This is a genomic window from Arthrobacter sp. NPDC058288 (genome assembly GCF_042880995.1).
Taxonomy (GTDB): Bacteria; Actinomycetota; Actinomycetes; order Actinomycetales; family Micrococcaceae; genus Arthrobacter.
Genome location: NZ_JBHVYH010000001.1, coordinates 35323 through 56277 on the forward strand (window position 1 = coordinate 35323; position 20955 = coordinate 56277).

21 protein-coding genes and 1 pseudogene are annotated in these 20955 nt (G+C 66.0%); 11 read left to right on the top strand and 11 right to left on the bottom strand.

Annotated elements, in window-relative coordinates; genetic code table 11:
* Window positions 1-91: 91 nt before the first annotated feature.
* The 4 genes from ACFVWT_RS00180 to ACFVWT_RS00195 all read left to right on the top strand — a co-directional run bounded on the left by ACFVWT_RS00180 (window position 92) and on the right by ACFVWT_RS00195 (window position 2939).
* Window positions 92-517: an Hsp20/alpha crystallin family protein gene (locus ACFVWT_RS00180; RefSeq protein WP_390247007.1), complete on the top strand. Its 426-nt coding sequence runs from the start codon at window positions 92-94 to the stop codon at window positions 515-517.
* A gap of 90 nt (window positions 518-607) precedes the next feature.
* Entirely contained in the window at window positions 608-991 is a 384-nt protein-coding gene (locus ACFVWT_RS00185) for a J domain-containing protein (protein ID WP_390244141.1), read from the top strand.
* Window positions 992-1009: 18 nt separating this feature from the next.
* Window positions 1010-1399, top strand: a complete 390-nt coding sequence (locus tag ACFVWT_RS00190; protein WP_390244143.1) for a hypothetical protein — start codon at window positions 1010-1012, stop codon at window positions 1397-1399.
* A 40-nt stretch (window positions 1400-1439) separates the two neighbouring features.
* The gene (locus ACFVWT_RS00195; protein ID WP_390244146.1) at window positions 1440-2939 is read left to right on the top strand and encodes a glycoside hydrolase family 1 protein; all 1500 of its coding nucleotides are present in this window, start codon (window positions 1440-1442) and stop codon (window positions 2937-2939) included.
* Between the two features lie 65 nt (window positions 2940-3004).
* On the opposite strand, the gene ACFVWT_RS00200 is transcribed toward ACFVWT_RS00195, so the two are convergent.
* The 3 genes from ACFVWT_RS00200 to ACFVWT_RS00210 form a co-directional block, all read right to left on the bottom strand.
* Complete coding sequence (locus ACFVWT_RS00200) at window positions 3005-4063, bottom strand: App1 family protein (protein ID WP_390244148.1); 1059 nt, start codon at window positions 4061-4063, stop codon at window positions 3005-3007.
* A 72-nt stretch (window positions 4064-4135) separates the two neighbouring features.
* On the bottom strand, window positions 4136-4867 hold the full coding sequence (locus ACFVWT_RS00205) for a DUF72 domain-containing protein (RefSeq protein WP_390244150.1): 732 nt from the start codon (window positions 4865-4867) through the stop codon (window positions 4136-4138).
* Between the two features lie 30 nt (window positions 4868-4897).
* A complete protein-coding gene (locus ACFVWT_RS00210; RefSeq protein ID WP_390244152.1) occupies window positions 4898-5779 on the bottom strand; it encodes an aldo/keto reductase in 882 nt (293 codons plus the stop codon).
* A 47-nt stretch (window positions 5780-5826) separates the two neighbouring features.
* Here ACFVWT_RS00210 and ACFVWT_RS00215 point away from each other — a divergent pair, with 47 nt between their 5' ends.
* The 4 genes from ACFVWT_RS00215 (at window position 5827) to ACFVWT_RS00230 (ending at window position 9717) form a co-directional block, all read left to right on the top strand.
* A complete protein-coding gene (locus tag ACFVWT_RS00215) occupies window positions 5827-7620 on the top strand; it encodes a glycoside hydrolase family 15 protein (protein WP_390244154.1) in 1794 nt (597 codons plus the stop codon).
* Window positions 7621-7713: 93 nt separating this feature from the next.
* Window positions 7714-8586, top strand: coding sequence for a fumarylacetoacetate hydrolase family protein (locus ACFVWT_RS00220; RefSeq protein ID WP_390244156.1), 873 nt, complete (start codon window positions 7714-7716; stop codon window positions 8584-8586).
* A gap of 103 nt (window positions 8587-8689) precedes the next feature.
* Complete coding sequence (locus ACFVWT_RS00225) at window positions 8690-9001, top strand: hypothetical protein (protein WP_390244158.1); 312 nt, start codon at window positions 8690-8692, stop codon at window positions 8999-9001.
* A 14-nt stretch (window positions 9002-9015) separates the two neighbouring features.
* Complete coding sequence (locus ACFVWT_RS00230) at window positions 9016-9717, top strand: HAD family hydrolase (protein WP_390244160.1); 702 nt, start codon at window positions 9016-9018, stop codon at window positions 9715-9717.
* A 9-nt stretch (window positions 9718-9726) separates the two neighbouring features.
* Here the strand turns inward: ACFVWT_RS00230 and ACFVWT_RS00235 are convergent, their stop codons facing one another.
* Entirely contained in the window at window positions 9727-9945 is a 219-nt protein-coding gene (locus ACFVWT_RS00235; protein ID WP_390244162.1) for a hypothetical protein, read from the bottom strand.
* 109 nt (window positions 9946-10054) lie between these two features.
* On the opposite strand from ACFVWT_RS00235, the pseudogene ACFVWT_RS00240 reads away from it, so the two are divergent.
* A pseudogene (locus tag ACFVWT_RS00240) lies at window positions 10055-10243 on the top strand (hypothetical protein); the annotation flags it as partial.
* Window positions 10244-10344: 101 nt separating this feature from the next.
* Window positions 10345-10641 carry a hypothetical protein gene (locus tag ACFVWT_RS00245; protein ID WP_390244164.1) on the top strand — a complete coding sequence of 99 codons (297 nt, stop codon included), beginning with the start codon at window positions 10345-10347 and terminating at the stop codon, window positions 10639-10641.
* On the opposite strand, the gene ACFVWT_RS00250 is transcribed toward ACFVWT_RS00245, so the two are convergent.
* The 5 genes from ACFVWT_RS00250 to ACFVWT_RS00270 all read right to left on the bottom strand — a co-directional run bounded on the left by ACFVWT_RS00250 (window position 10638) and on the right by ACFVWT_RS00270 (window position 17122).
* The gene (locus ACFVWT_RS00250) at window positions 10638-11801 is read right to left on the bottom strand and encodes a serine hydrolase domain-containing protein (protein ID WP_390244166.1); all 1164 of its coding nucleotides are present in this window, start codon (window positions 11799-11801) and stop codon (window positions 10638-10640) included. The two genes, ACFVWT_RS00245 and ACFVWT_RS00250, sit on opposite strands and share 4 nt — an antisense overlap.
* 155 nt (window positions 11802-11956) lie before the next feature.
* On the bottom strand, window positions 11957-12769 hold the full coding sequence (locus tag ACFVWT_RS00255) for a bifunctional allantoicase/(S)-ureidoglycine aminohydrolase (RefSeq protein ID WP_390247009.1): 813 nt from the start codon (window positions 12767-12769) through the stop codon (window positions 11957-11959).
* 10 nt (window positions 12770-12779) lie between these two features.
* Complete coding sequence (locus ACFVWT_RS00260; RefSeq protein WP_390244168.1) at window positions 12780-14054, bottom strand: DUF6986 family protein; 1275 nt, start codon at window positions 14052-14054, stop codon at window positions 12780-12782.
* A 3-nt stretch (window positions 14055-14057) separates the two neighbouring features.
* Window positions 14058-15656 carry a malate synthase A gene (gene aceB, locus ACFVWT_RS00265; protein WP_390244170.1) on the bottom strand — a complete coding sequence of 533 codons (1599 nt, stop codon included), beginning with the start codon at window positions 15654-15656 and terminating at the stop codon, window positions 14058-14060.
* Window positions 15657-15682: 26 nt separating this feature from the next.
* Window positions 15683-17122, bottom strand: a complete 1440-nt coding sequence (locus ACFVWT_RS00270) for an NAD-dependent malic enzyme (protein ID WP_390244172.1) — start codon at window positions 17120-17122, stop codon at window positions 15683-15685.
* A gap of 221 nt (window positions 17123-17343) precedes the next feature.
* Here ACFVWT_RS00270 and ACFVWT_RS00275 point away from each other — a divergent pair, with 221 nt between their 5' ends.
* Complete coding sequence (locus tag ACFVWT_RS00275; protein WP_011693256.1) at window positions 17344-18099, top strand: IclR family transcriptional regulator; 756 nt, start codon at window positions 17344-17346, stop codon at window positions 18097-18099.
* A 206-nt stretch (window positions 18100-18305) separates the two neighbouring features.
* Here ACFVWT_RS00275 and ACFVWT_RS00280 read toward each other — a convergent pair whose 3' ends face one another.
* A complete protein-coding gene (locus ACFVWT_RS00280) occupies window positions 18306-19868 on the bottom strand; it encodes an NCS1 family nucleobase:cation symporter-1 (RefSeq protein WP_390244174.1) in 1563 nt (520 codons plus the stop codon).
* A 164-nt stretch (window positions 19869-20032) separates the two neighbouring features.
* Window positions 20033-20857 (bottom strand): MurR/RpiR family transcriptional regulator, encoded by an 825-nt coding sequence (locus ACFVWT_RS00285; RefSeq protein ID WP_390244176.1) that lies wholly within the window; start codon window positions 20855-20857, stop codon window positions 20033-20035.
* Window positions 20858-20955: the final 98 nt, after the last annotated feature.

A 20955-nucleotide genomic window follows, 5' to 3' on the forward strand; every position in this document is an offset into this window, starting at 1 on the left:
TGCTATAAAAAATCTATACCCGCCACCATAGATATGTGGGGCGGGCGGCCTAAGAGAATGCAACAACCACATGCTGAAGGAGTGGGAAATGATGTTGATGCGTACGGACCCGTTCCGTGAACTGGACAGGCTTACCCAGCAGGTGTTTGGAACCGCGGCCCGGCCCGCGGCCATGCCGATGGATGCCTGGCAGGAGGGCGGGGAGTTCGTCGTCGCGTTCGATCTGCCGGGAGTCGACATCGACTCTGTGGACCTCAACATTGAGCGGAACGTGCTGACGGTACGGGCTGAACGGCGCGATCAAACTCAGCCCAATGTGGAGCTGGTCGTTTCGGAGCGCCCCCGCGGTGTCTTCAGCCGCCAGTTGATCCTCGGCGAGACGCTGGACACGGACAACGTTAAGGCCAGCTACGACGCCGGCGTCCTGACTCTCCGTATCCCGGTGGCCGAACAGGCCAAGCCGCGCAAGATTGAAATCGAAACCAAGCACGACAAGATGCAGGAGATCAGCACCTAGTCGCCAATGTCAGATCGGCCTTGAAGGCAGGGGCGGCAGCCGGCCGGTGCGGGCGGCCGCCCCGCCATGCAGCGGACAGCGGGGCACGCCATGACCAACAAGTTGCCTGACTACTACGCGGTACTCAACGTGGCCCGGACGGCCACGAGGCAGGAGATTTCGCGTGCCTACCGGGCGCTGATGCGCCTCCACCATCCAGACCTCGAGGGCGGGTCCACCGCCGCCGGCCCGGACAGCGCCGGCCCGGACAGCGGCGGCCTCGACAACGACGGGCTGCTGGGCATCATGGAAGCCTTTTCGGTGCTCAGCGATCCCATAACGCGTGCTGACTACGACCGTGCATTGTCCGTCTCCCGCCCCAACGGCGGAGGACCCCGCGAGGTGCCGGTCCGCCGGATGCACACTCCGCAGCCCCCGCTGCTGCGGGTCACACCAGTGCTTTGGGAGCGCGGCCCCTGGCCGGGCACCGGATAAGTAGAGAAGGAGCAATCCATGAGCGCCTGGCGCCGTTACGATTCCCATCTGATTCCAGCGTTCCACGAACGCTTTGAGCAACGATGGGGCGTGGGCACGGCCCCGTTCCTGGACCCTGAAGCCCATGAGGAGCCGCTTCCACGGGCGCAGTGGATCAATCCGGAGACGGGTGCTGCACTCGCCGTGGTCCCCATCTGGACCCCGGATGACAGCCAGCACCGGTCCTTCGGTGTGTTCTACCTGCCGCCGGGCGGCGACATCTGGGTGCTGCGCCCGGGGTTCACCGGCTACCTCGAACCCGCGGCGGATGAGACGGAACACCTGATTACGCTCCGCAACGACGCCTTCAAGAAAGCCGTGGCCCACGCCAAGGAATTCCTCTTCGGCTCCGACGCCACGGTGCACTAAAATCAGTCCACCACCCGAAACTACATAAGGGATCAAGCAGATGAACTACTCCGCCACAGACCTGGCTGCCAGGATCCCGCCATCATTTACCATGGGTGTCGCCACGGCCGCCTTCCAGATTGAGGGCGCCCTTGACGAGGATGGCCGCGGACCGTCCGGGTGGGACGTGTTTGCGAAGAGGCCCGGGGCAATAGTGGACGACCACAGCCCCGTCACGGCCTGCGACCACTACCACCGTATGCCTGAAGACGTCGCCCTGATGAAGGAACTGGGAGTGGATTCCTACCGGTTCTCGCTGTCCTGGTCCCGCATCCAGCCGGGTGGCAGCGGGCCGGTCAACCCCAAGGGCCTGGACTTCTACGACCGCCTGCTGGACCAGTTGCTGGCCAGCGGCATCTCGCCCATGGTGACGCTCTACCACTGGGACACGCCGCTGCCGCTCGACGAGGCCGGCGGCTGGATGAACCGCGACACGGCATACCGGCTCGGCGAGTTTGCCTCGATCGCCGCAGCGGCCTTCGGGGACCGCGTGGCCCGCTGGGTGACGGTTAACGAGCCTGCCACGGTGACTACCAACGGATACGCCCTGGGCCTCCATGCTCCCGGCGAAGCACAGTTGCTCAAAGCGTTGCCTACGGTGCACCACCAGCTCCTCGGCCACGGCCTGGCGATGCAGGCCCTGCGCGCTGCCGGTGTCCCCGGTGAAATCGGCATGACCAATGTCTACTCGCCGATGGTTCCGGCTTCGATCAACCCGCTGGACAAACTGAGCTCGGCCCTGATGGACGTCTTCCAAAACAGGTTGTTCGCGGACCCCGTTTTGCTTGGAAAGTACCCGGACGTCATCCGGGCCGCCACGTTCTTCAGCTCTTTCAGTCCCTCCGACGAGGACCTGAAACTGATCTCGCAGCCGCTGGACTTTTACGGGCTCAATTACTACATGCCGACGCGCGTTGCTGCCGGCCCGGGGAACGGCGCCGTTCCTTCCGGGATGGCGGAGGCCATGGGTGATGATCTCAGCGGCAGCACTCCGGGCGCACCCTTCCACATCACCGAGTTTCCGGACGCCGAGATCACCGCCTACGGCTGGCCGATTAGGCCCGACTACATGCCCGTGGCCCTCGCTGAGATGGCCGACCGCTACCCGGAGCTGCCGCCCGTCTTCATCACGGAAGGCGGAGCGAGCTTTGAGGATCTGGTGGTCCGGGACAAGGCCGGCGGCCGGATCATCATTCCGGACGAGCGCCGCCTGCGTTACCTTGCCGATCACATCTCCAGCGCCGTGGAGGCCACCAGCCCCGGGGGACCCGCGGAATCCATTGACCTGCGCGGCTACTACGTCTGGTCCCTGCTGGATAATTTCGAGTGGTCCGCGGGCTATAAGCAGCCGTTCGGATTGCTGCATGTTGACTTCGAGACGATGACCAGAACGCCCAAGGCGTCTTACTACTGGCTCCAGGAACTACAGGAAGCCCGCAAAGAGGCTGCCGCCAAGGCGGTGGGCGAGAGTGCAGCCGGGGAACCGGAGCCCGTAGCCTGAGCCCTGAGGCTTGCACGGCAGGGGAGGCCGGCCGGTAATGATACCGGCCGGCGAAAGTCCTCGAATCAGACGATCTTGAGGTCGGCGAGGCCCTTGGTGATGCCTGCGCCGTCGGGGGAGTAGATCCACGGGACGGCGGAGCCGGTGTGGTCACCGTTCTCCGAGTGGCCGCCGGCCAGCACGGATTCGCCGACCGAGAGCTGGCGGATGGCGATGGCGGCCACGCGGTCGCCATGGTCCCGGGCGAACCTCGAATAGATCTGTTCGTCGTGCTGGCCGTTGTCGCCGATCAGCAGCCACCGCATGTCGGGGAATTCCCTGGCGAGACGGTCCAGGTTCCCGTTCTTGTGCTCCTGGCCGCTCCGGAACCAGCGGTCCTGTGTCAGCCCCCAGTCCGTCAGGAGGAGGGGCCCGGCCGGGTACATGTTGCGGGTCAGGAACCGTGCCAGCGTGGGTGCGGCATTCCATGGTCCGGTGGATAGGTAGATCACGGGCGCATCGGGGTGCTCCACCACCAGCCGGTCCATGAGGACCGGCATGCCGGGCGTGGCCATCCGGGCCCGCTCACTCAGCACGAAGGTGTTCCACAAAGCCAGGAACGGCCGGGGCAGTGCCGTAACCATTACGGTGTCGTCGATATCGGACACGATGCCGAATTTCGTGTCCGGGCCGATCACAATGATGTTGGCCTGGACGGCCTCAGTGCCTTCGGCCCGGAGCGTGGCTGTGTGCCAGCCGGGGGACAGGGCCACGTCCACCACGGTGTCCACCAGGCCGCCGCGGTCCGCCTTGACCCGCGTGGTCACACCCTCGATTTCGATGTCCACCTCGGTGAACTGCAGGGGGACGCTGGTGAACGCCCGCCATCCGCGGATGTTCTGGTTGCCGTTCTTTGCGGCGTGCTCGGCGCGGCTGCCCGGCTTCGGTTTGGTGGTCAGAACCACCCGGCCCAGTACCCGCACCCACGACGTGGAACCGTACCCCTGGTAGGCGACCGTCTGCGGAACAAAATTCCAGCGCCGGGCCAGCTTGATGCGGGCGCTGTTGACCGTGTCCGAGACCTTGTGGGCCGCCCGAAAGGCATGATTTCCGGACACCGATGATTCCTGCGACGCCAATTCCATGCCTCCACTCTGCCACAACGGCGCCCGTCGCCAACCGTACGGTGCCACTAAGGCGCGGCACCGTAACAAGAGTCAGCCGTCCCCCAGCAGCCACCGCAGGGTGTCGGCGTTCCGCACGGCGTTGCCGCCGCCGTCGTTGTTGAAATAGACGAACACGTCCTTGCCCTGGCCCTGCCACTCCCGGATGCGATCGGCCCACCATCGAAGGTCGTCGTCGGAGTACGATCCCCCGTAGAGGTAGTCATGGTCCGGCCCGTGCAGGCGGATGTAGACGAACGGCGCCGTGGCCCGCAGGATGCAGGGCAGGTTGGCCCCGCTCATGATGCAATAGGCGGCCTCGTGGCGTTCCAGCAGGGCGTACACGTCGGGATGGTCCCAGCTGGGGTGGCGGAATTCCACCGCCACGCGTACCCACCACGGCAGTGCCGCGAGGAAGTAGTCAAGCCGGGCGTCGTCGCGGGAGAAACCCGGCGGGAGCTGGACCAGCAGGACCGCACGTTTGTCACCGAGCTCATGCCAGCACCTGACGATCCGTTCCACCCAGACTTCGGGCGCGTAAAGCTTCTTCGCGTGGGTCAGTCCGCGCGGGGCCTTGACGGACATCATGAAGCCCTCGGGAAGGCGCCGGCGCCAGCTGGCGAAGGATGCTTCCCGAGGCCAGCGGTAGAAACTCGCGTTCAGCTCCACGGTGCGGAAACGCGCTGCGTAGTGCGCCAGCCGGTCGCGCGCCGGAAGCCCCGGCGGGTAGAGCACGTTCTCCCAGTGGTCGTAGCTCCAGCCGGACGTTCCGATGTGGATCCCCATGGTGTCCTTAAGGTCAGTCCGTCGCCGGGCTCAGACTTCGCCGGCCCACGCCAGCGCATGCGGGGCGAACGCGTCTTCCCACCGCCGGCGCTCGGCGTCCGGCAACGGCCCGCGTTCGACGGCGGCCGCCGCGGCCTCCAGGTTGCGCACTTGGGAAGTGCCCACGATCGCCGTGCTCACCCCGGGGCTGAAGGCCGAGAACCGCAGCGCCGTGCCCTGCCAGTCATCGGTTCCCGGCTCGATGCCCATCCGCCGGAGCCGTTCCCAGTACGTTTCTCCGTACTCGCCCGCAGGACGTTCGGCGTAACGCCAGGGGGCGTTGGCGAGAGGGCGCTTGGCCACGATACCAAGACCCTGGCCCGCGGCGGCGGGCAGGACCTCACTCCGGGAGCGCTGGTCCGCGAGGTTCACCGAGGACTGCAGGGCGCCGAACACGCCGGACGATCCGGCCCAGGCGAGGGCGTCGTTCTCCCCGCTGTAGCCCGGCACCCGGACCTTTCCGGCGTCCACGCAACTCAGCAGTGCCTCCACCGCGTCGCCCCGCTGCAGGACGGTCAGCGGGCAGGAATGCAGGAACACGACGTCGATCACGTCGGTTCCCAGCTTCCGCAAGGCCTCATCCACACCGCCGGTCACCGCGGCCGCGCTCCAGTCCTCCGCGCCGTCGACGTCGTATCCCACTTTCGTGGACAACACCACGGCGTCGCGCCGGCCGGGCAGCCACGAGCCGATCCGCTCTTCGGAGAGCCCGTAGCCGCGCGCTGTGTCGATGAAGGTGATGCCCAAATCCAAGGCACGGTCCAGGAGGCCGTGCGCTTCCCGCTCGCTGACGTCGTCATAGCCAATATGGCCGGCGCCGAATCCGAGCGCGGACACGTTCAGCGTCGAGTTTCCGAAGTTCCGTTGCAGCATGCCTTGGATAGTAGTCGGCCCGGACCGGTTGTGGCACTGTAAGGTCCATGGCACACATCGAGGACTACGCCGTAGTAGGGGACCTTCACACGGCCGCTCTCATCAGTACTGAAGGCTCCATCGACTGGCTCTGCCTGCCGCGGTTTGACTCGCCGGCCTGCTTCAATGCACTGCTGGACACCCCGAAAGCCGGGCGGTGGCTCCTGGCGCCTGCCGGGGCAGGGGACTGCACCCGGCGCCACTACCGCAAGGGAACGCTGATTCTTGAAACAGAATGGGAAACTCCCAGCGGAAAGGTGAAGGTCATCGACTTCATGCCGCCGCGGGACAGTGTGGCGGACATTGTGCGGATCGTGGTGGGCGTCCACGGTTCCGTGCGGATGCGCGGCGAACTGGCGTTACGGTTCGACTACGGGCACATCGTGCCGTGGGTGCGGCACGATGAGCACGGCATCCACGCCATCGCCGGGCCGGATGCCGCGTATCTGGTCACCAATGCACCGCTGCGTGGCGAACGCATGAAGACAGTGAGTGACTTCACCGTTCACGCGGGCGAAAGGGTTCCCTTCGTGCTGACCTGGACCCCCAGCCACCTGAACCGCCCACGGGCCATTGATCCTGAGGCGTACTTGGAGTCAACGGAGTCGTTCTGGCGGGAGTGGTCCGCTAGGTGCAAGATCACCGGCCCGTACCGGGAGGCCATCCAGCGCTCGCTGATCACCCTGAAAGCTCTGACGTACGCTCCGACCGGCGGCATCGTGGCGGCCGTGACCACGTCCCTCCCGGAACAGCTGGGCGGACCGCGCAACTGGGATTACCGGTACTGCTGGCTGCGGGATGCCACGCTGACGCTGCAGGCGCTCCTCGCCGCCGGCTACACCGAGGAAGCGGCCTCCTGGCGGGACTGGCTGCTGCGGGCAGTGGCCGGGGACCCCGCCGACCTGCAGATCATGTACGGCATCCACGGGGAGCGGCGGCTGCCGGAGATGGAGCTGCCGTGGCTGGCGGGGTACGAAAAATCGGCGCCCGTTCGGATCGGAAACGGCGCCGCGGGTCAGCTTCAGCTGGACGTGTGGGGCGAGGTGCTGGACTGCCTGGCCCTGACCCGGCATTCCCTGCTGAAGCACACCGACGAAGCCTGGGACGTCCAGATCGCCCTGATGGAACACCTCGAGGGCGCCTGGCAGCGGCCCGACAACGGCCTGTGGGAGATGCGCGGTCCGCGGCGCCACTTCACCCACTCAAAGGTGATGGCCTGGGTCGCGGCCGACCGCATGGTCAAGGGCGTGCGGGACTTTGGCCTGGTGGGACCCGCTGACCGCTGGGAGGCTTTGCGCGACACAATCCACGCCGAGGTCATGGCGAAGGGGTTCGACGCCGAGCGCAACACCTTTGTCCAGTCCTACGGCAGGCCCGAGCTGGACGCGAGCCTGCTGCTCATACCCCGCGTCGGTTTCCTGCCGCCCGACGACCCCAGGGTGGCGGGCACGATTGACGCCGTGCAGCGAGAACTCACCCATGACGGATTCGTGCTCCGGTACCGCCCCGCGGATTCCGACGACGGGCTGCCCGGCGACGAAGGCGTCTTCCTGGCCTGCTCCTTCTGGCTGGTGGAAGCGCTCATCGGCGTGGGCCGACGCCGCGAAGCCCGGGAGCTGTTCGAAAGGCTCCTGGCACTGCGCAATGACGTTGGCCTCCTCAGCGAGGAATGGGGCGTGGAAGCGGGGCGCCAGCTGGGGAACACACCGCAGGCGTTCAGCCACTTCGCGCTGGTCATGAGTGCCCTGGAGCTGCACGAGGACAGTGTGCAGCGCAGCGACACCCCCGTGCACGGGCACTAACGGTCACATTTGGTTCAGCTGGGGGCCGCGGTCCGCTGCGTGGTTCCATGGTCAGGGAAACCTATTGGAGCAGGCACGAAGGAGTGTGGACCGGTGAAATTTGCGCGTCTTGGAGATGCCGGCAGGGAGCAGCCGGCCGTACAGCCCGGCGGGGCCGAGTCCAACGGGAGCTGGTACTCCCTCGCCGGCATCACCGCCGACATCGACGGAACGTTCCTTGAGGCCGGTGGCGTGGCCCGGGTCCGCGACGCGCTCGCGGCCGGAAGCCTGGCCGAGATCCCCGACGCCGGCAGCCTTCGCATAGGAGCCCCGGTGGCCCGCCCCGGCGCCGTCGTGGGGATCGGCCTGAACTACGCCGGGCACGCCGCGGAGTCCGGCGCCGCAGTGCCGGAGGTCCCGGTGGTGTTCCTGAAGCCAAGCAACACGGTGGCAGGGCCGTTCGATGACGCCCCCATCCCGCCGCTGTCGCGCAAGTACGACTGGGAAGTCGAACTGGCCGTCGTGATCGGCCGGCGCGCCTCCTACCTGAAAACAGTGGACGAGGCCGCAGGCTGCGTCGCCGGTTACATGCTGGCCAACGACTTGTCGGAACGGGACTACCAGCTACCCGGCGCGGCGGGGCAGTGGGTCAAAGGAAAGTCGCTTCCCGCGTCCACGCCCCTTGGCCCGTGGTTCGTCCCGGCCGCGGACTTGGACCCGTCGTCCTTGCGGCTACGGACCTGGGTGAACGGCGAGTTCCGCCAGGACTCGTCCACAGCGGACCTCATCTTTGACGTCCCGGCCGTGGTCCACCACTTGAGCCAGTTCATGGTGCTGGAGCCCGGCGATGTGATCCTGACGGGCACCCCGGAGGGGGTGGCTCTTTCGGGCCGCTTCCCCTACCTGCAGGACGGTGACGTGCTGGAACTGGAAGCCGAGGGGCTGGGCCGCCAGCGCCAGGTCCTTCGCCGGGCCACTGCACCCTGAAGCGCACCCGAGAGCGCCTATCGAACAGTCAGGACTTCCTTAAACCGTAGAGGTAAGTATACTTACTAATACCCCAGATTGGGGTTGAAGCGGAGGAAGAGCAATGGCTGGACATTTCGAGCTGGTTGATGCGCCCGACGGCGGGTACCGCGTCAAGCTCATCGACGGAAGCGGAAACCTGATGGCCATCTCGGTGACTTTCCCGACGAAGCGCGCCGCGGCCGCCGGCGTGGCTAAAGCCAGGGAGATCGCGGGTACCGGGCTGATCCGGGACCTTAGTGAAAGCCAGGATTCCGCACCCTTGAAGCAGCCGTCCGTGAGGCAGCACGTCAAGGCGCCGAAGAACATCGGCGTGCTGGGCTCCGGTAGGCCAACCGGAGCCACGGGAGTCAAACGCGCCCGGACGCACTACTGATTCCACGGTCTGCTATGTCCCCGAACGGTCCCGGCCAGCGGAAACGCGGCGTTCTTTTTGACGTTGACGGAACCCTGGTGGATTCCTGCTACCTGCATACCCTCGCGTGGTGGCAGGCGTTCCGTGAGGCGGGGCTGGATGTGCCGATGGCGTCCATCCACCGCTCCGTGGGGATGGGAGGTCGGGAGTTGCTGGACAGGCTCCTGCCGGCTGATCGCGATAAGTCCCATGACGCCTCCATCATGTCCTCCCACGGGGCCGTGTTTGCCACATTCTGGCCCTCGCTCCGTCCGCTCGACGGTGCCCGCGACCTTCTGGCCCAATGCTACGAAAGCGGCTTCGCCGTCGCGCTGGCCTCCTCTGCCCGGCAGCGGGACCTCGAAGTACTTCGCGCCACGTTGCGGGCCGACTCCTATATTCATGCCGCCACCAGTGCCAGCGATGCCAAAGCGGGCAAACCCGCTCCGGACATTCTGGAAGCGGCCCTGGCCGCAGTCGGCCTGCAGGCAGCGGACGTTGTCTACGTAGGAGACGCCGTCTGGGATGTTTACGCCGCCGGCAGGCTGGGCATTTCCACCATTGGACTCACGTGCGGCGGCACCTCCGCCGCTGAGCTGCTGGCGGCCGGCGCGGTGGAAATCTATGAAAACCCGAGGGAGCTCCTGGCGAACCTGCGTGACAGTGCAATTGGCAGGCTCGCCGGAAGCCCCCGGTGAGCGGGGATCCTAGACGTCAGCGATGGCGCCCTTGTTCCAGGAGACGGCGACGCTGACCGAGCCGTCGTCGTCCCGCTCGACTTCCGTGATGACATCGTTGGGTCCTGCACCCATTTCCATCAGCTTGGCCCGGTATGACGTGACCAGTTCTTCGAGGCTGGATTCGGTCCATTCGCCGGCGCGCATCCGCGTTGAAATCTCTACCGGCTCTGGTTGATACAGCTTCATGACGTTGCCTTTCCTCGATGCTCGGATTCCTCAACGCTATGATCCGCCGCGCTGCTTAGCAAGGATTTACTCAGGGTGCTTAGTTTTCCAGGCAAGCCCGATGCCGCTCCTGGGCGTCATGGACCTGGTGACGCGCCGGGTGGGACTGGATGATGCCCCGGCGATGTACGAGAAATTCCAGAAAAAGGAGGATGGCTGCATCAGCGCGGTACTGCAGCCTTGGCCGGCGTCCCGGTGGCGGGAAAATTTCTTCCAGGCCTTCCGGAACGATTTGCCGGGCCACGGGCCCGAAGATTAATGCATCCGGCTCCTGGGCCAGGAGGTCCCGCAGCCGCTGGTGGACCACATCGGGGTCCCTGGGTGCCGCCAAAGGGCCGCACCGGCACTAGTGTTGGGGTCATGGATTCATTGGGGGATGATGGCCGGCGGCCCGTACGTAACACCTGGTCCACGAGGTTCGCGGTGCCGCTCGCCGCCTTGGTACTGCTCATTGCCGGCGCTGTCCTCGCCGCCACAGGAAGCGGCAAGGAATCATTCGGCTGGGTTGCCTACGCGCCGCTGTCCTCACAGGCCTTCGTATCTGGCGGAATATTCTTTCTCAGCGCCCAGACCAAGGCCGGCCTGGTGCTGGCAGGAATCGGGTTGCTGGCCCTCACCTTCTGGTCGGGCTATCTCCTGGGCCGGCGGCGCACCTAACAGCTTGCGTTGAGGGCTTCCTCGACGACGTCGGTAAGGTCCTCCACGATGCCGTGGCCGTTGGAGCTGAAAGGCTGAGGCGGAGAGGCGAGGGCGAACGATGCCTGCCGGGTTCCGTCGGCGCTGGACATTGAAATAGCGCCGTATCCGGCATTCTGGCCGGCATGGCCGTAGTAGAAGTTGTTGGTACAGGTGTCGTTCCACCGTTGGATGCCCAGGCCGTATTCCGCGTAGGGCGGGTCCTGCATCTCCGTCACCAGGGCCCGGGGGATCAGCCGGCCCTGGAGCAGTGCCGCGAAGAAGACGTTCAGGTCGCCGACGGTGGACACCAGCCCTCCGGCAGGGTCGCCTGCATGAAGGGCGGCGTAACTGACGTCTAGGCGCTCGCCGAGGCTGGTGACATAGCCATGGACCAGCGAGGGCGGGGCCGGACCCGAGCCTGTCATCGAGGTGGACCGCAGGCCCAGCGGCTCAAGAATGTCAGACCGCAGGACCTCGCCGACCGGCCGTCCGCGCAGCCGTTCCACGATCATGCCAAGGACTATGTAGTTCGAATCGGAGTGCTCAAAACCCTGTGCCAGCCTGGGCTTCCACCGCTGGGTCGCTGCCAGGGCAAGGAGTTCGCGGGGGCTCCGGCTCGTGGCCAGCACATCGCGCAGGCTGCCCTGCTGAAGGAGCGGGATGACGTAGTCCGGCATCCCTGATCGGTGCTGCAGCAGCTGCCGGACAGTGACCGGCCCCGGCGGGTGCATGATGCCCTCGAATTCCGGCAGATGCTTGCCAACCTCGTCCTCAAGGCCCAGCCTGCCTTCGTCGACCAGCTTGAGCACAGATACTGCCACGAAGGATTCGGTCACGCTGGCAATGTTCACCTGATCGTCGATCTCCACGGGCTCCCGGCCCTCCAGGCTCCTGGCACCGGAGGCGCGCGCCCGTTCTTCACCGCGCACTTTGGCCTGCATCACGACGGCGGGGGCGCCGTCGTCGAGCATTGCGTTGCCAAACTCCTCCAGCGCTTCCTCGAGACGTGCGATCGACGAAGGCTGCTCCGGCGGCTCCGGGCCCGCAGTGCAGCCGCCAAGTGCGGCGGCCAAAACGGCGGCGGTTGCCGCGGCCACGGTCCGGAGCGGCAGTGCGCGAATCCGTACCACGGAACTCATGTTCCTCAGCCGGTCCGGACGCGTCAATAGCTAACGGATGCCGCCGTCGGAACCCGGATAAAGTCCCGTTAACCCCCAACTGACTCGCAGTTAACGTTGCGAAACCGCGTTTTGGCGACGTTAACTGCCAGTCAGTTGGGGTGGGAAGGTCAGGCCTAGGTCAGGCGGATCTGGCGGTTCATGTCCTTGTACAGCAGGTAGCGGAACTCGCCCGGCCCGCCGGCATAGCAGGCCTGCGGGCAGAATGCGCGGAGCCACATGAAGTCGCCGGCTTCCACCTCCACCCAGTCGTTGTTGAGCAGGTACATGGCCTTGCCCTCCAGGACGTACAGGCCGTGCTCCATGACGTGGGTCTCCGGGAACGGGATGACCCCGCCGGGCTGGAACGTCACAATGTTCACCTGCATGTCATGGGCCAGGTCGCTGGAATCCGTGAAGCGGGTGGTCTTCCAGGCGCCGTCGGTATCCGGCATCGCGGTGGGTTCCACCTCGGAATCACTGGTGACGAAGGACTTTGCCTCGTAACCCTCAAGCCGCTCGTAGGCTTTACGGATCCATTGGAAGGAGACAATGTCATCCGAGACGTTCTCCAGACCCCAGGCAGCGCCGGCGGCCAGGTAGGCGTAGCCGCCTTCCTCAAGCTGGTGCAGTTCGCCGTCGAGGGTCAGGTTGACCTTGCCCTTGGTGACGAAGACAACGCCTTCGACGCCGGGCTCAAACTCTGCCTTGGGAGCGCCGCCGCCCGGGCCGATCTCCACGATCAGCTGCGAGAACGTGGTGGCAAACCCTGAGATCGGGCGGGCCAGGATCCACGAGCGGGTGTTGGAGAAGCCCGGCAGGGTGCTGGTCACGATGTCGGTCATGACACCCTTGGGGATGACCGTGTAGGCCTCCGTGACGATGGCCCGTTCCGTGGTGAGGTGGGTCTGCGGCGGCAGGCCGCCCTGCGGGTAGTAGTACTTGCCCATCATTGGATCCTTACTTCGAAATGGAGTGGGCCAGCCGCGGGTGGGCCAGGCCGGTTAGCTGGGGGATTCCGACGCCGGCAAGCGCCTGGACGTCTTCGGCGCCGACGGCGCCGCACTGGACGCCGCGCAGTACGAACGCTGCCAGCGCCCGTGCCGTGGCGGGTTCATCCATGACCCCGCCGTCAGTGTGATCCACGTAGTTGCGCAGCCGGGCCGCCGCGGCGGGGAGCCCCTGCCGGTAGAACGCGTACGTGGCCGCGAACCGGCTGGGCAGCTGGGCCGGATGCAGGTCCCAGCCCTGGTAGTAGCCGCGTTCCAGGGAACGCCGTACCAGCCGCCCGTGCAGGCGCCATGCGTTTTCCACATTGTCGCCCACCGGGATGATGTTGGTGGAGCCGTCCGAAAGCCGGATGCCGGTTCCGGCCACTGCCAGCTGCATGACTTCCTTGGCGAAGTCGGCCACCGGGTGCTCCATGGACTGATATTCGGCCGAGATCTGCAGCGAGGCGGAGTAGTCGTAGGTGCCGTAGTGCAGGCCGCTGATCCGTCCCGGGATCGCGTGCGGAAGCTGCGCCACCGGCGACGTGCCCTCCGGGCCGAGGATGAGCTGCGGCGTTTCCACCTGCACTTCGAACCGCAGCCGGCCGGAGGGCAGCGAGTGCGCTTCCTCCAGCCGGGCGACGGCGAAGTCCATGGCCTTGACCTGTGCCACGGTGGTGACCTTGGGCAGCGTGAGGATCAGGCCCTGCGGCAGCTCACCGGCGGCGGCCAGCCCGGAGACGAACAGGTCCAAGGTGCGCAGGCCGCGCGCCCGGGTGGCCGCTTCGAAGCACTTAAAGCGGATGCCGATGAACGGGGGTGCTGTGCCGGCCGCAACTGCGGCGGCCACGGCGGAAGCCGCGGCAACAGCGGCGGCGTCCTCGGCGTCGTCGCCCCTGTCGCCGAACCCGTCCTCGAAGTCCAAACGCAGGTCCTCGACTGGCTCGCTTTCCAGCTTGGCCTGGACGCGCGAAGCCACGGCCTCGGCGAGGTCGGTGTCCTGGCCCAGCAAGTGGCCCAGACGTGCCAGGCCGCCGTGCGCGTCAGCGGCGGCCAGCGCCTGGGCGCCCCACTCAGCAGAAAACGACGGTGTGAAACGGTCTGCCGGTACATACACGGTATGCACAGGCTGCCGGGAGCCGTCGTCGCCCGGGTAGTTGCGCTCCAGCAGCCTGTCCGTGTCTGCCAGCTGTGCGTCGATCTGTGCCAGATCGTCCGCGCTGAGGGAGCCGGAAGGTACCGCCATGCCTCAGCCCACCAGTTCGTAGGCCGGCGTGGTGAGGAAGTCGGTGTAGTCCTCGGACAAGCAGATGTCTGCGATCAGTTCGCTGGCGGGGAGGTAGTACTTGGCGAAGGCTTCCTCTCCCACCTCGCCGCGGAGCTTGCCGGTTTCCTCGGCCAGGATGGTGCTGACCAGCTCCCGCGTCACCGTGTTGCCGGTATCGGCCAGGACCACCTTGTTGCGGATCTGCTGCCAGACCTGCGAACGGGAGATCTCGGCCGTGGCGGCGTCCTCCATCAGGTTGTGGATGGCCACCGCGCCGTTGCCCGAGATCCACACCGCCGTGTATGCCACCGCGACATAGAGGTTCAGGCGCAGCCCGGCTTCCGTGACAGTGCCGTCGGCCGACGCGATGTCCAGCAGCTGGTCCGCCGTGACGTGGACCTCCGGGCGCTGCTTGTCCAGCTGGTTGGGGCGCTCGCCCAGGACGGAATCGAACACCTCCCGGCACACCGGCACCAGGTCGGGGTGGGCCACCCACGAGCCGTCAAAGCCGTCGTTGGCCTCGCGCGTCTTGTCGGCACGGACCTTCTCGAACGCCTGGGCGGTGACCTCGGGTTCCCGGCGGTTGGGGATGACTGCGGCCATGCCGCCCATGGCAAACGCGCCGCGGTGGTGGCAGGTCTTGACAAGCAGCTCGGTGTAGGCGCGCATGAACGGGGCCGTCATGGCCACGGTGGCGCGGTCCGGCAGCACAAAGTCCGCTCCGGCGTCGCGGAAGTACTTGATGATGCTGAACAGATAGTCCCAACGGCCGGCGTTCAGCCCGGCGGCGTGGTCGCGGAGCTCGTACAGGATTTCGTCCATCTCGAACGCCGCGGGGATGGTCTCGATCAGTACGGTGGCCTTGATGGTGCCCTGCGGGATGCCCAGGAAATCCTGCGCGAAGACGAAGACGTCGTTCCAGAGGCGCGCCTCAAGGTGGCTCTCCATCTTCGGCAGGTAGTAGTACGGGCCCTGGCCGTTGAGCAGGAGCTGCTTGGCGGTGTGGAAGAAGTGCAGGCCGAAGTCCACCAGCGCGCCGACGGTGTGTTCGCCGTCGAGCAGCAGGTGGCGCTCGTCCATGTGCCAGCCGCGGGGCCGGGCCACCACGACGGCGAGCGGGGCGTCGTTGCGGAGCCGGTATTCCTTGCCCTCCGGGGAGGTGTAGCTGAGGGTTCCCGTGGCCGCGTCGCGGAGGTTCAGGATGGCGTCAATGACGTTGGCCCAGGTGGGTGTGCTGGCGTCCTCGAGGTCGGCCAGCCACACCTTGGCACCGGAGTTGAGGGCATTGATGGCCATCTTGGCCGGCGAGGCGGGTCCGGTCATTTCCACGCGGCGGTCCTGCAACGCGGCGGGCGCTGGCGCAACCTTCCAGTCGCCCTCGCGGACATCCTTGGTTTCGGGCAGGAAATCAAGCTTTCCGGTCCGGGCTACCTGCTCGCGCTTGGCCACGCGGGCTTTGAGGAGTTCGGCGCGGGTGCCCGCAAACCGCTTGTGGAGCTCCTCCACGAAGGCCAGTGCCTTCGGGGTGAGGATTTCCTCTGCTCGTGCAATCGGCTGCGGGTCTGTGACTGAGAGAGCCATTGTCCGGGTCCTTTCTAGGCTGCGAATCAGGCGTTGGCGGGTTCTAGGCTTGCGTGCGCTGCGGTTGCTGCTTTGGCTGCGCTTGCGGCGTTGGCTGCATTTGCGACAGCCGCGGCCACGTCGGCGGCAACGTGCGGGTCAAAAACGCTGGGGATGATGTAGCTGGCATTGAGTTCGTCGTCTGCCACGCGGTTGGCGATGGCTTCGGCGGCAGCCACCAGCATGTCTGGGGTGATGTCCGAGGCGCCGGCGTCGAGCAGCCCGCGGAAGAACCCCGGGAATGCCAGGACGTTGTTGATCTGGTTGGGGAAGTCGCTGCGCCCCGTAGCCACCACTGCCGCATGCTTCGACGCTACCACCGGGTCGATTTCCGGGGTGGGGTTGGCCATGGCGAAGACGATCGCATCCTTGGCCATGGAGGCCACCTGCTCCTCGCCGATCACGTGCGGGGCGCTGACGCCGATGAAGACGTCCGCTCCGACGAGTGCCTCGTGCAGGGTGCCGGAGAAGCCCTCCTCGTTGGTGTTGGCCGCGATCCAGCTGCGGTGTTCGTCGCTGTATTCCGCGCCGGAGTGGATGGCACCGGACCGGCCGGCGGCGATGATGTGCTGGGCGCCCTGAGCCTTGAGGAGCTGGATGATGGCTGAGCCCGCGGCGCCGACACCGGACACCACGATCCTGACGTCGGCGAGCTTCTTGCCCACTACGCGCAGGGCGTTGACCAGTGCCGCCAGGGTGACGATTGCCGTTCCGTGCTGGTCGTCGTGGAAGACCGGAATGTCGAGTTCCTCGCGGAGCCGGTTTTCAATCTCGAAGCAGCGCGGGGCGGCGATGTCCTCGAGGTTGATGCCGCCGTACACAGGAGCCATGGCCTTGGCGATCATGATGATTTCCTCGGTGTCCTGAGTGTCCAGGCAGACCGGCCAGGCGTCCACGTTGGCGAACTGCTTGAACAGGGCGGCCTTGCCTTCCATCACGGGCAGGGCCGCGGCCGGGCCGATATTGCCCAGGCCAAGGACGGCCGAGCCGTCGGTCAGGACTGCGATGGTGTTGCGCTTAACGGTCAGGTTGCGTGCCGCTGAGGGGTCCTCCGCGATGGCCAGGCAGACGCGGGCGACGCCGGGGGTGTAGGCGCGGGACAGGTCGTCGCGGTTGCGGAGGGCGACCTTCGGGACCACCTCGAGCTTGCCGCCGAGGTGCATCAGGAAGGTGCGGTCGGAGACGTGCTGGACCGTGACGCCGTCGAGCGCGTTGAGGGCGTCCTTGACGCGGGCGGCATGCTCGTCGTCCGTGGTGTTGCAGGTGACGTCAACTACCAGCGTTTCGTGGTGCGATTCGGTGACGTCAAGGGCTGTGATGGCTGCGCCGGCAGCTCCAACGGCGGCGGCCAGTTCGCTCGTCGCGGTGAAGCTGGACGGCGCCTCAACGCGCAGGGTGATCGAATTTCCGGGGCTCGGGTTCGCCATTGAATGTTCCTCCTGGTCGGGCCCGGACGCTGAGTGCCTCCGGGCGTACTGCTCAAGCAAATGTTTTCGTATTATGGATATTATTATCTACTTTGTGGAAACACAAGCCCCGACCATGCATCGACGGAGGGCGATGCGTGCTGTATCTTGGGTCTTCTAAGCAATTTTTTTCACGATGTGGATAAGAGTTGTCGGAATCGATACCGCAGGAGACCACGGTTATGGCTGAAAAAGCCCCGGGAGGCGTGCAGTCCGTTGAGCGCGTCTTCGAACTTTTGGAACTGATCACTGACGCCGGCGGAGACGTCACGCTCAGCGAGCTTTCTTCCTCTACCGACCTGCCTCTTCCCACGATCCACCGCCTGCTGCGCACCCTGGTCACGCTGGGCTACATCCGGCAGTTGCCGAACCGGCGGTACGCGCTCGGTCCCCGGCTCATCCGGCTCGGCGAAGGCGCCAACAAGCAGCTCGGTGCACTGGCCCGGCCGCAGCTCAAGTCCCTCGTGGACCGGCTGGGGGAGACCTCCAACATGGCGGTCCTCGATTCGGACATGGTCATCTATGTGGCCCAGGTGCCCTCCCTGCACTCCATGCGCATGTTCACCGAGGTGGGCCGCCGCGCGCACACCCACGCCACCGGGGTGGGCAAAGCGATCCTGGCCCAGCTGGATGACGAGACGGTCCGCGGGATCGTCCAGCGCAGCGGCATGCCCACGCCGACCCCCAAGAGCATCGGCGACATCGATTCCCTGCTCCTTGACCTGAAGCTGATCCGTGAACGCGGTTACTCCATTGACGAGGAGGAGCAGGAGATCGGCGTCCGCTGCTTTGCGATGGCGGTCCCGAACGCGCCGACGCCCACGGCCATCTCGGTGTCCGGACCGGTGTCCCGCGTGGACCAGTCCTTCGCCGAACGCGCCGTGCCGCTGCTGCGCGAAGCAGCCCAGGCAATCTCCGACGAGCTCAACCAAAACTGACCTCCCGCCGTCGTACGTCCCGCCGCCCCTCCGTACCTCCGAGCGCGAACGGGCACTTAAGCCCCCGGCTCCGAGCGCGAACGGGCACTTAAGCCCCCGTCTCCGAGCGCGAACGGGCAGTTGCGGCCCCGTCTTCCTGATGGAAGGGGGCCGCAAGTGCCCGTTCGCGCTTGACCAGCGGGGTCGGAGTTCGACGGCGGCGGGTCCTAAACCAGCGTGCCGTCGCTGACCGCTCCGCTGTCTTCCCCGGCGGGTTCGAGCGAGATCATTGGGGACCTGCGCTCCAGCGCCCGGAAGGCAACGTAACCGAGGGCGCATCCGAGGAACCAGCTGTAATTGCCGATCCACGTGGCGTTCACCGCGGTGGCGCCGGTGTCGAGCAGGATCTTCGGGATCACCACAGAGGCGATGGAGATGGCGCCGCTGATGGCCACGGCCTTGACGGCGTTCGGGTTGTAGCCGTTCCGGAACCAGTACCGGCCGGTGGTCTTCAGCGTGTACATGTCGTCCACCCAGACCTTCTGCCGGCTCACCACGTAGTACCCGGCGATCAGGATGCCGAACAGCGGCCCGATCAACGCGCCCAGGACGCCCAGTGTGTAGTGGATGGCGTCGTTGTTGGAGTACCAGTTCCACGGGGTCAGGATGACGGAGCCGACGGCGGCAATCATGCCGCCCGCCCGCCAGCTGATTTTCTGCGGGCTGACATTGGAGAAGTCGAATGCCGGCGAGATGAAGTTGGCCACGATGTTGATGCCCACGGTGGCGATGACGAAGGTCAGCCCGCCCAGCAGCACGGCGAACACGGTGTCGATTTCCTGGACTGTCTTGACCGGGTCCGTAATGAGGCGGCCGAACACCGGGATGGTGGCGGAAGCCGTGATGACGGTTAGGAGCGAGAAGAACAGGAAGTTCACCGGCAAGCCCAGGAAGTTGCCCTTCTTGACCGCCTTGTAGCTCTTGCCGTACCGGGCGAAGTCGCCGAAGTTGAGCATTGGGCCGGAGAAGTAGGACACCACCAAGGCAATCGCGGAGACCATCACGGGGATGGAGGCGGCGAAGTCCAGGGGCGGCCCGCTGGAGAGGTTCAGGCTGATGTTGCCGATGCCCGCCTTGGAGACCAGGTAGATGGCCAGGACCAGCATCACCACGTAGACGGCGGGGCCGGCGAAGTCGATGAACTTGCGGATGCTTTCCATGCCGTTCCAAAAGAGAGCGGCCTGGGCCACCCAGAGGATGCCGTAGCAGATCCAGCCCAGGGCGGAGAGGCCCAGGAAGCCGTTCTGTTCGACGTCGTACAGCGGCGCCATGCCGGGGAAGAACTTGAGGAAGACAATCACCAGCGCCTCGGAGGCGAGGAATGTCTGGACGCCGTACCAGGCCACTGCGATCAGGCCGCGGATGATGGCCGGGATGTTGGCGCCCTTGACGCCGAAGACGGCCCGGTTGATAACCGGGTACGGGACGCCGGTCAGCTGGCTGGGCTTGGCCACGAGGTTGCAGAAGATATTGACGATCACGATGCCGGCCAGAAGGGCTACGAGCACCTGCCAGCTGGCCAGCCCCAGGGCGAAGAGGCTTCCTGCCGTGACATAGCCGCCGATGCTGTGGACGTCCGACATCCAGAAGGCGAAGAGGTTGTAGCTGGTCCAGCGCTGGTTCTTCAGGGGGACCAGATCCTCATTACTGAGCTGCGGATCGTAGTCGGGGAGCTGGCCGGTGCGGGCGGGCGTTTCAACCCGGGGTGCGGCCATCGCGGGATCTGTCATGGTTTCCTCTAAGAGATGGGGACAGCCGCCGATCCGGCCGTTTCACAATTTCAATTAGATGGAACCAATGTTTCAAAGCTGTTTCTGGGGCAAGAAATCCCGTTTACTTCTCCTGAGAAGCGCTGCGGAGGGGCATGCGGAGGTGCCGCTCCGCCGCGGCGGCCTCAGCGCGCTTCAATCTCGCCCAGGGTGTCGAACATGCCCGTCACCTCGCGGACCCGCTCACGCCCGGCCCGTCCCGAGGCGATGAGCACACCGTTGGCCAGGACACTCACCAGGCTCATGGCGGCGGCGTAGCTGTCGAAGGCATGGGCGCCGTCCACCGGGCACTCGAGCCAGAGGGTGGCGTCGGCAGCCATCCGGCGGGCGCTCGGGTCCGCGATCAGGATGGTGGCCGCCCCGGTGGCCGAGGCGGCCTGGAGGATCTTGCGGAACCCGGCGGGCCGCCGTCGGAAGCCGAACAGGACCACCACATCTCCGGCACCCAGGCCGGCGAGCTCCTCGCCCAGGCTCTGGCCGGGCTGCGGCGCCACAGACACCGCGGGGCGGCACTGGAGCAACTGTTGCCGGAAGTGCAGCGCCACGGGAAAGCTGTTGCGGAAGCCGAGCAGCAGCACGGTCCCGGCGCCGGCGAGCTTCCCGCTGGCCTTCGACAGTCTGTCCTCGTCGAGTGAGTCAGCCAGGCGGCGCAGGTTTTCCTGGTCCTGCCCCCAGTGGGCGGCCAGGCCGCCGTCGGACGACTGCGGACCCAGCGGCATGCCGCTGGAACGGATGGACCGAGTATGTTCCTTGACCTCGTTGAAATCCTCGAAGCCGAGGCGGCGGAACAGCCGGCTCATGGTGGCTTTGGAGACGCCGCTGAGCCTGGCAAGTTCGGCGGCGTTGTAGACGGCGAGGTCGCCGAGGCGGTCCAGGAGCGTGTCTGCCGCCTTCTGTTCCTGCGGGCTCAGCTCCGCATAGTGCCGTTCGATCCGTTCATCGATCCTCATGAAACAACCGTCTCACAGCAGAAAGCGCGAACGGACACTTGCGGCCCTTCGGAAAGGGGCCGTAACTGTCCGTTCGCGCTTGTTGTGCCCGTCTGTGG

Bases quoted from the DNA above. Each gene is read 5' to 3' on its own strand.
- ACFVWT_RS00190 (WP_390244143.1), top strand. From the start codon at position 1,010: ATGAGCGCCTGGCGCCGTTACGATTCCCATCTGATTCCAGCGTTCCAC.
- ACFVWT_RS00200 (WP_390244148.1), bottom strand. From the start codon at position 4,063: ATGGAATTGGCGTCGCAGGAATCATCGGTGTCCGGAAATCATGCCTTT.
- ACFVWT_RS00195 (WP_390244146.1), top strand. From the start codon at position 1,440: ATGAACTACTCCGCCACAGACCTGGCTGCCAGGATCCCGCCATCATTT.
- aceB (WP_390244170.1), bottom strand. From the start codon at position 15,656: ATGGCTCTCTCAGTCACAGACCCGCAGCCGATTGCACGAGCAGAGGAA.
- ACFVWT_RS00270 (WP_390244172.1), bottom strand. From the start codon at position 17,122: ATGGCGAACCCGAGCCCCGGAAATTCGATCACCCTGCGCGTTGAGGCG.
- ACFVWT_RS00245 (WP_390244164.1), top strand. From the start codon at position 10,345: ATGGATTCATTGGGGGATGATGGCCGGCGGCCCGTACGTAACACCTGG.
- ACFVWT_RS00225 (WP_390244158.1), top strand. From the start codon at position 8,690: ATGGCTGGACATTTCGAGCTGGTTGATGCGCCCGACGGCGGGTACCGC.
- ACFVWT_RS00285 (WP_390244176.1), bottom strand. From the start codon at position 20,857: ATGAGGATCGATGAACGGATCGAACGGCACTATGCGGAGCTGAGCCCG.
- ACFVWT_RS00235 (WP_390244162.1), bottom strand. From the start codon at position 9,945: ATGAAGCTGTATCAACCAGAGCCGGTAGAGATTTCAACGCGGATGCGC.
- ACFVWT_RS00250 (WP_390244166.1), bottom strand. From the start codon at position 11,801: ATGAGTTCCGTGGTACGGATTCGCGCACTGCCGCTCCGGACCGTGGCC.
- ACFVWT_RS00260 (WP_390244168.1), bottom strand. From the start codon at position 14,054: ATGGCGGTACCTTCCGGCTCCCTCAGCGCGGACGATCTGGCACAGATC.
- ACFVWT_RS00205 (WP_390244150.1), bottom strand. From the start codon at position 4,867: ATGGGGATCCACATCGGAACGTCCGGCTGGAGCTACGACCACTGGGAG.
- ACFVWT_RS00185 (WP_390244141.1), top strand. From the start codon at position 608: ATGACCAACAAGTTGCCTGACTACTACGCGGTACTCAACGTGGCCCGG.
- ACFVWT_RS00280 (WP_390244174.1), bottom strand. From the start codon at position 19,868: ATGACAGATCCCGCGATGGCCGCACCCCGGGTTGAAACGCCCGCCCGC.
- ACFVWT_RS00180 (WP_390247007.1), top strand. From the start codon at position 92: ATGTTGATGCGTACGGACCCGTTCCGTGAACTGGACAGGCTTACCCAG.
- ACFVWT_RS00255 (WP_390247009.1), bottom strand. From the start codon at position 12,769: ATGGGCAAGTACTACTACCCGCAGGGCGGCCTGCCGCCGCAGACCCAC.
- ACFVWT_RS00215 (WP_390244154.1), top strand. From the start codon at position 5,827: ATGGCACACATCGAGGACTACGCCGTAGTAGGGGACCTTCACACGGCC.
- ACFVWT_RS00210 (WP_390244152.1), bottom strand. From the start codon at position 5,779: ATGCTGCAACGGAACTTCGGAAACTCGACGCTGAACGTGTCCGCGCTC.
- ACFVWT_RS00275 (WP_011693256.1), top strand. From the start codon at position 17,344: ATGGCTGAAAAAGCCCCGGGAGGCGTGCAGTCCGTTGAGCGCGTCTTC.
- ACFVWT_RS00230 (WP_390244160.1), top strand. From the start codon at position 9,016: ATGTCCCCGAACGGTCCCGGCCAGCGGAAACGCGGCGTTCTTTTTGAC.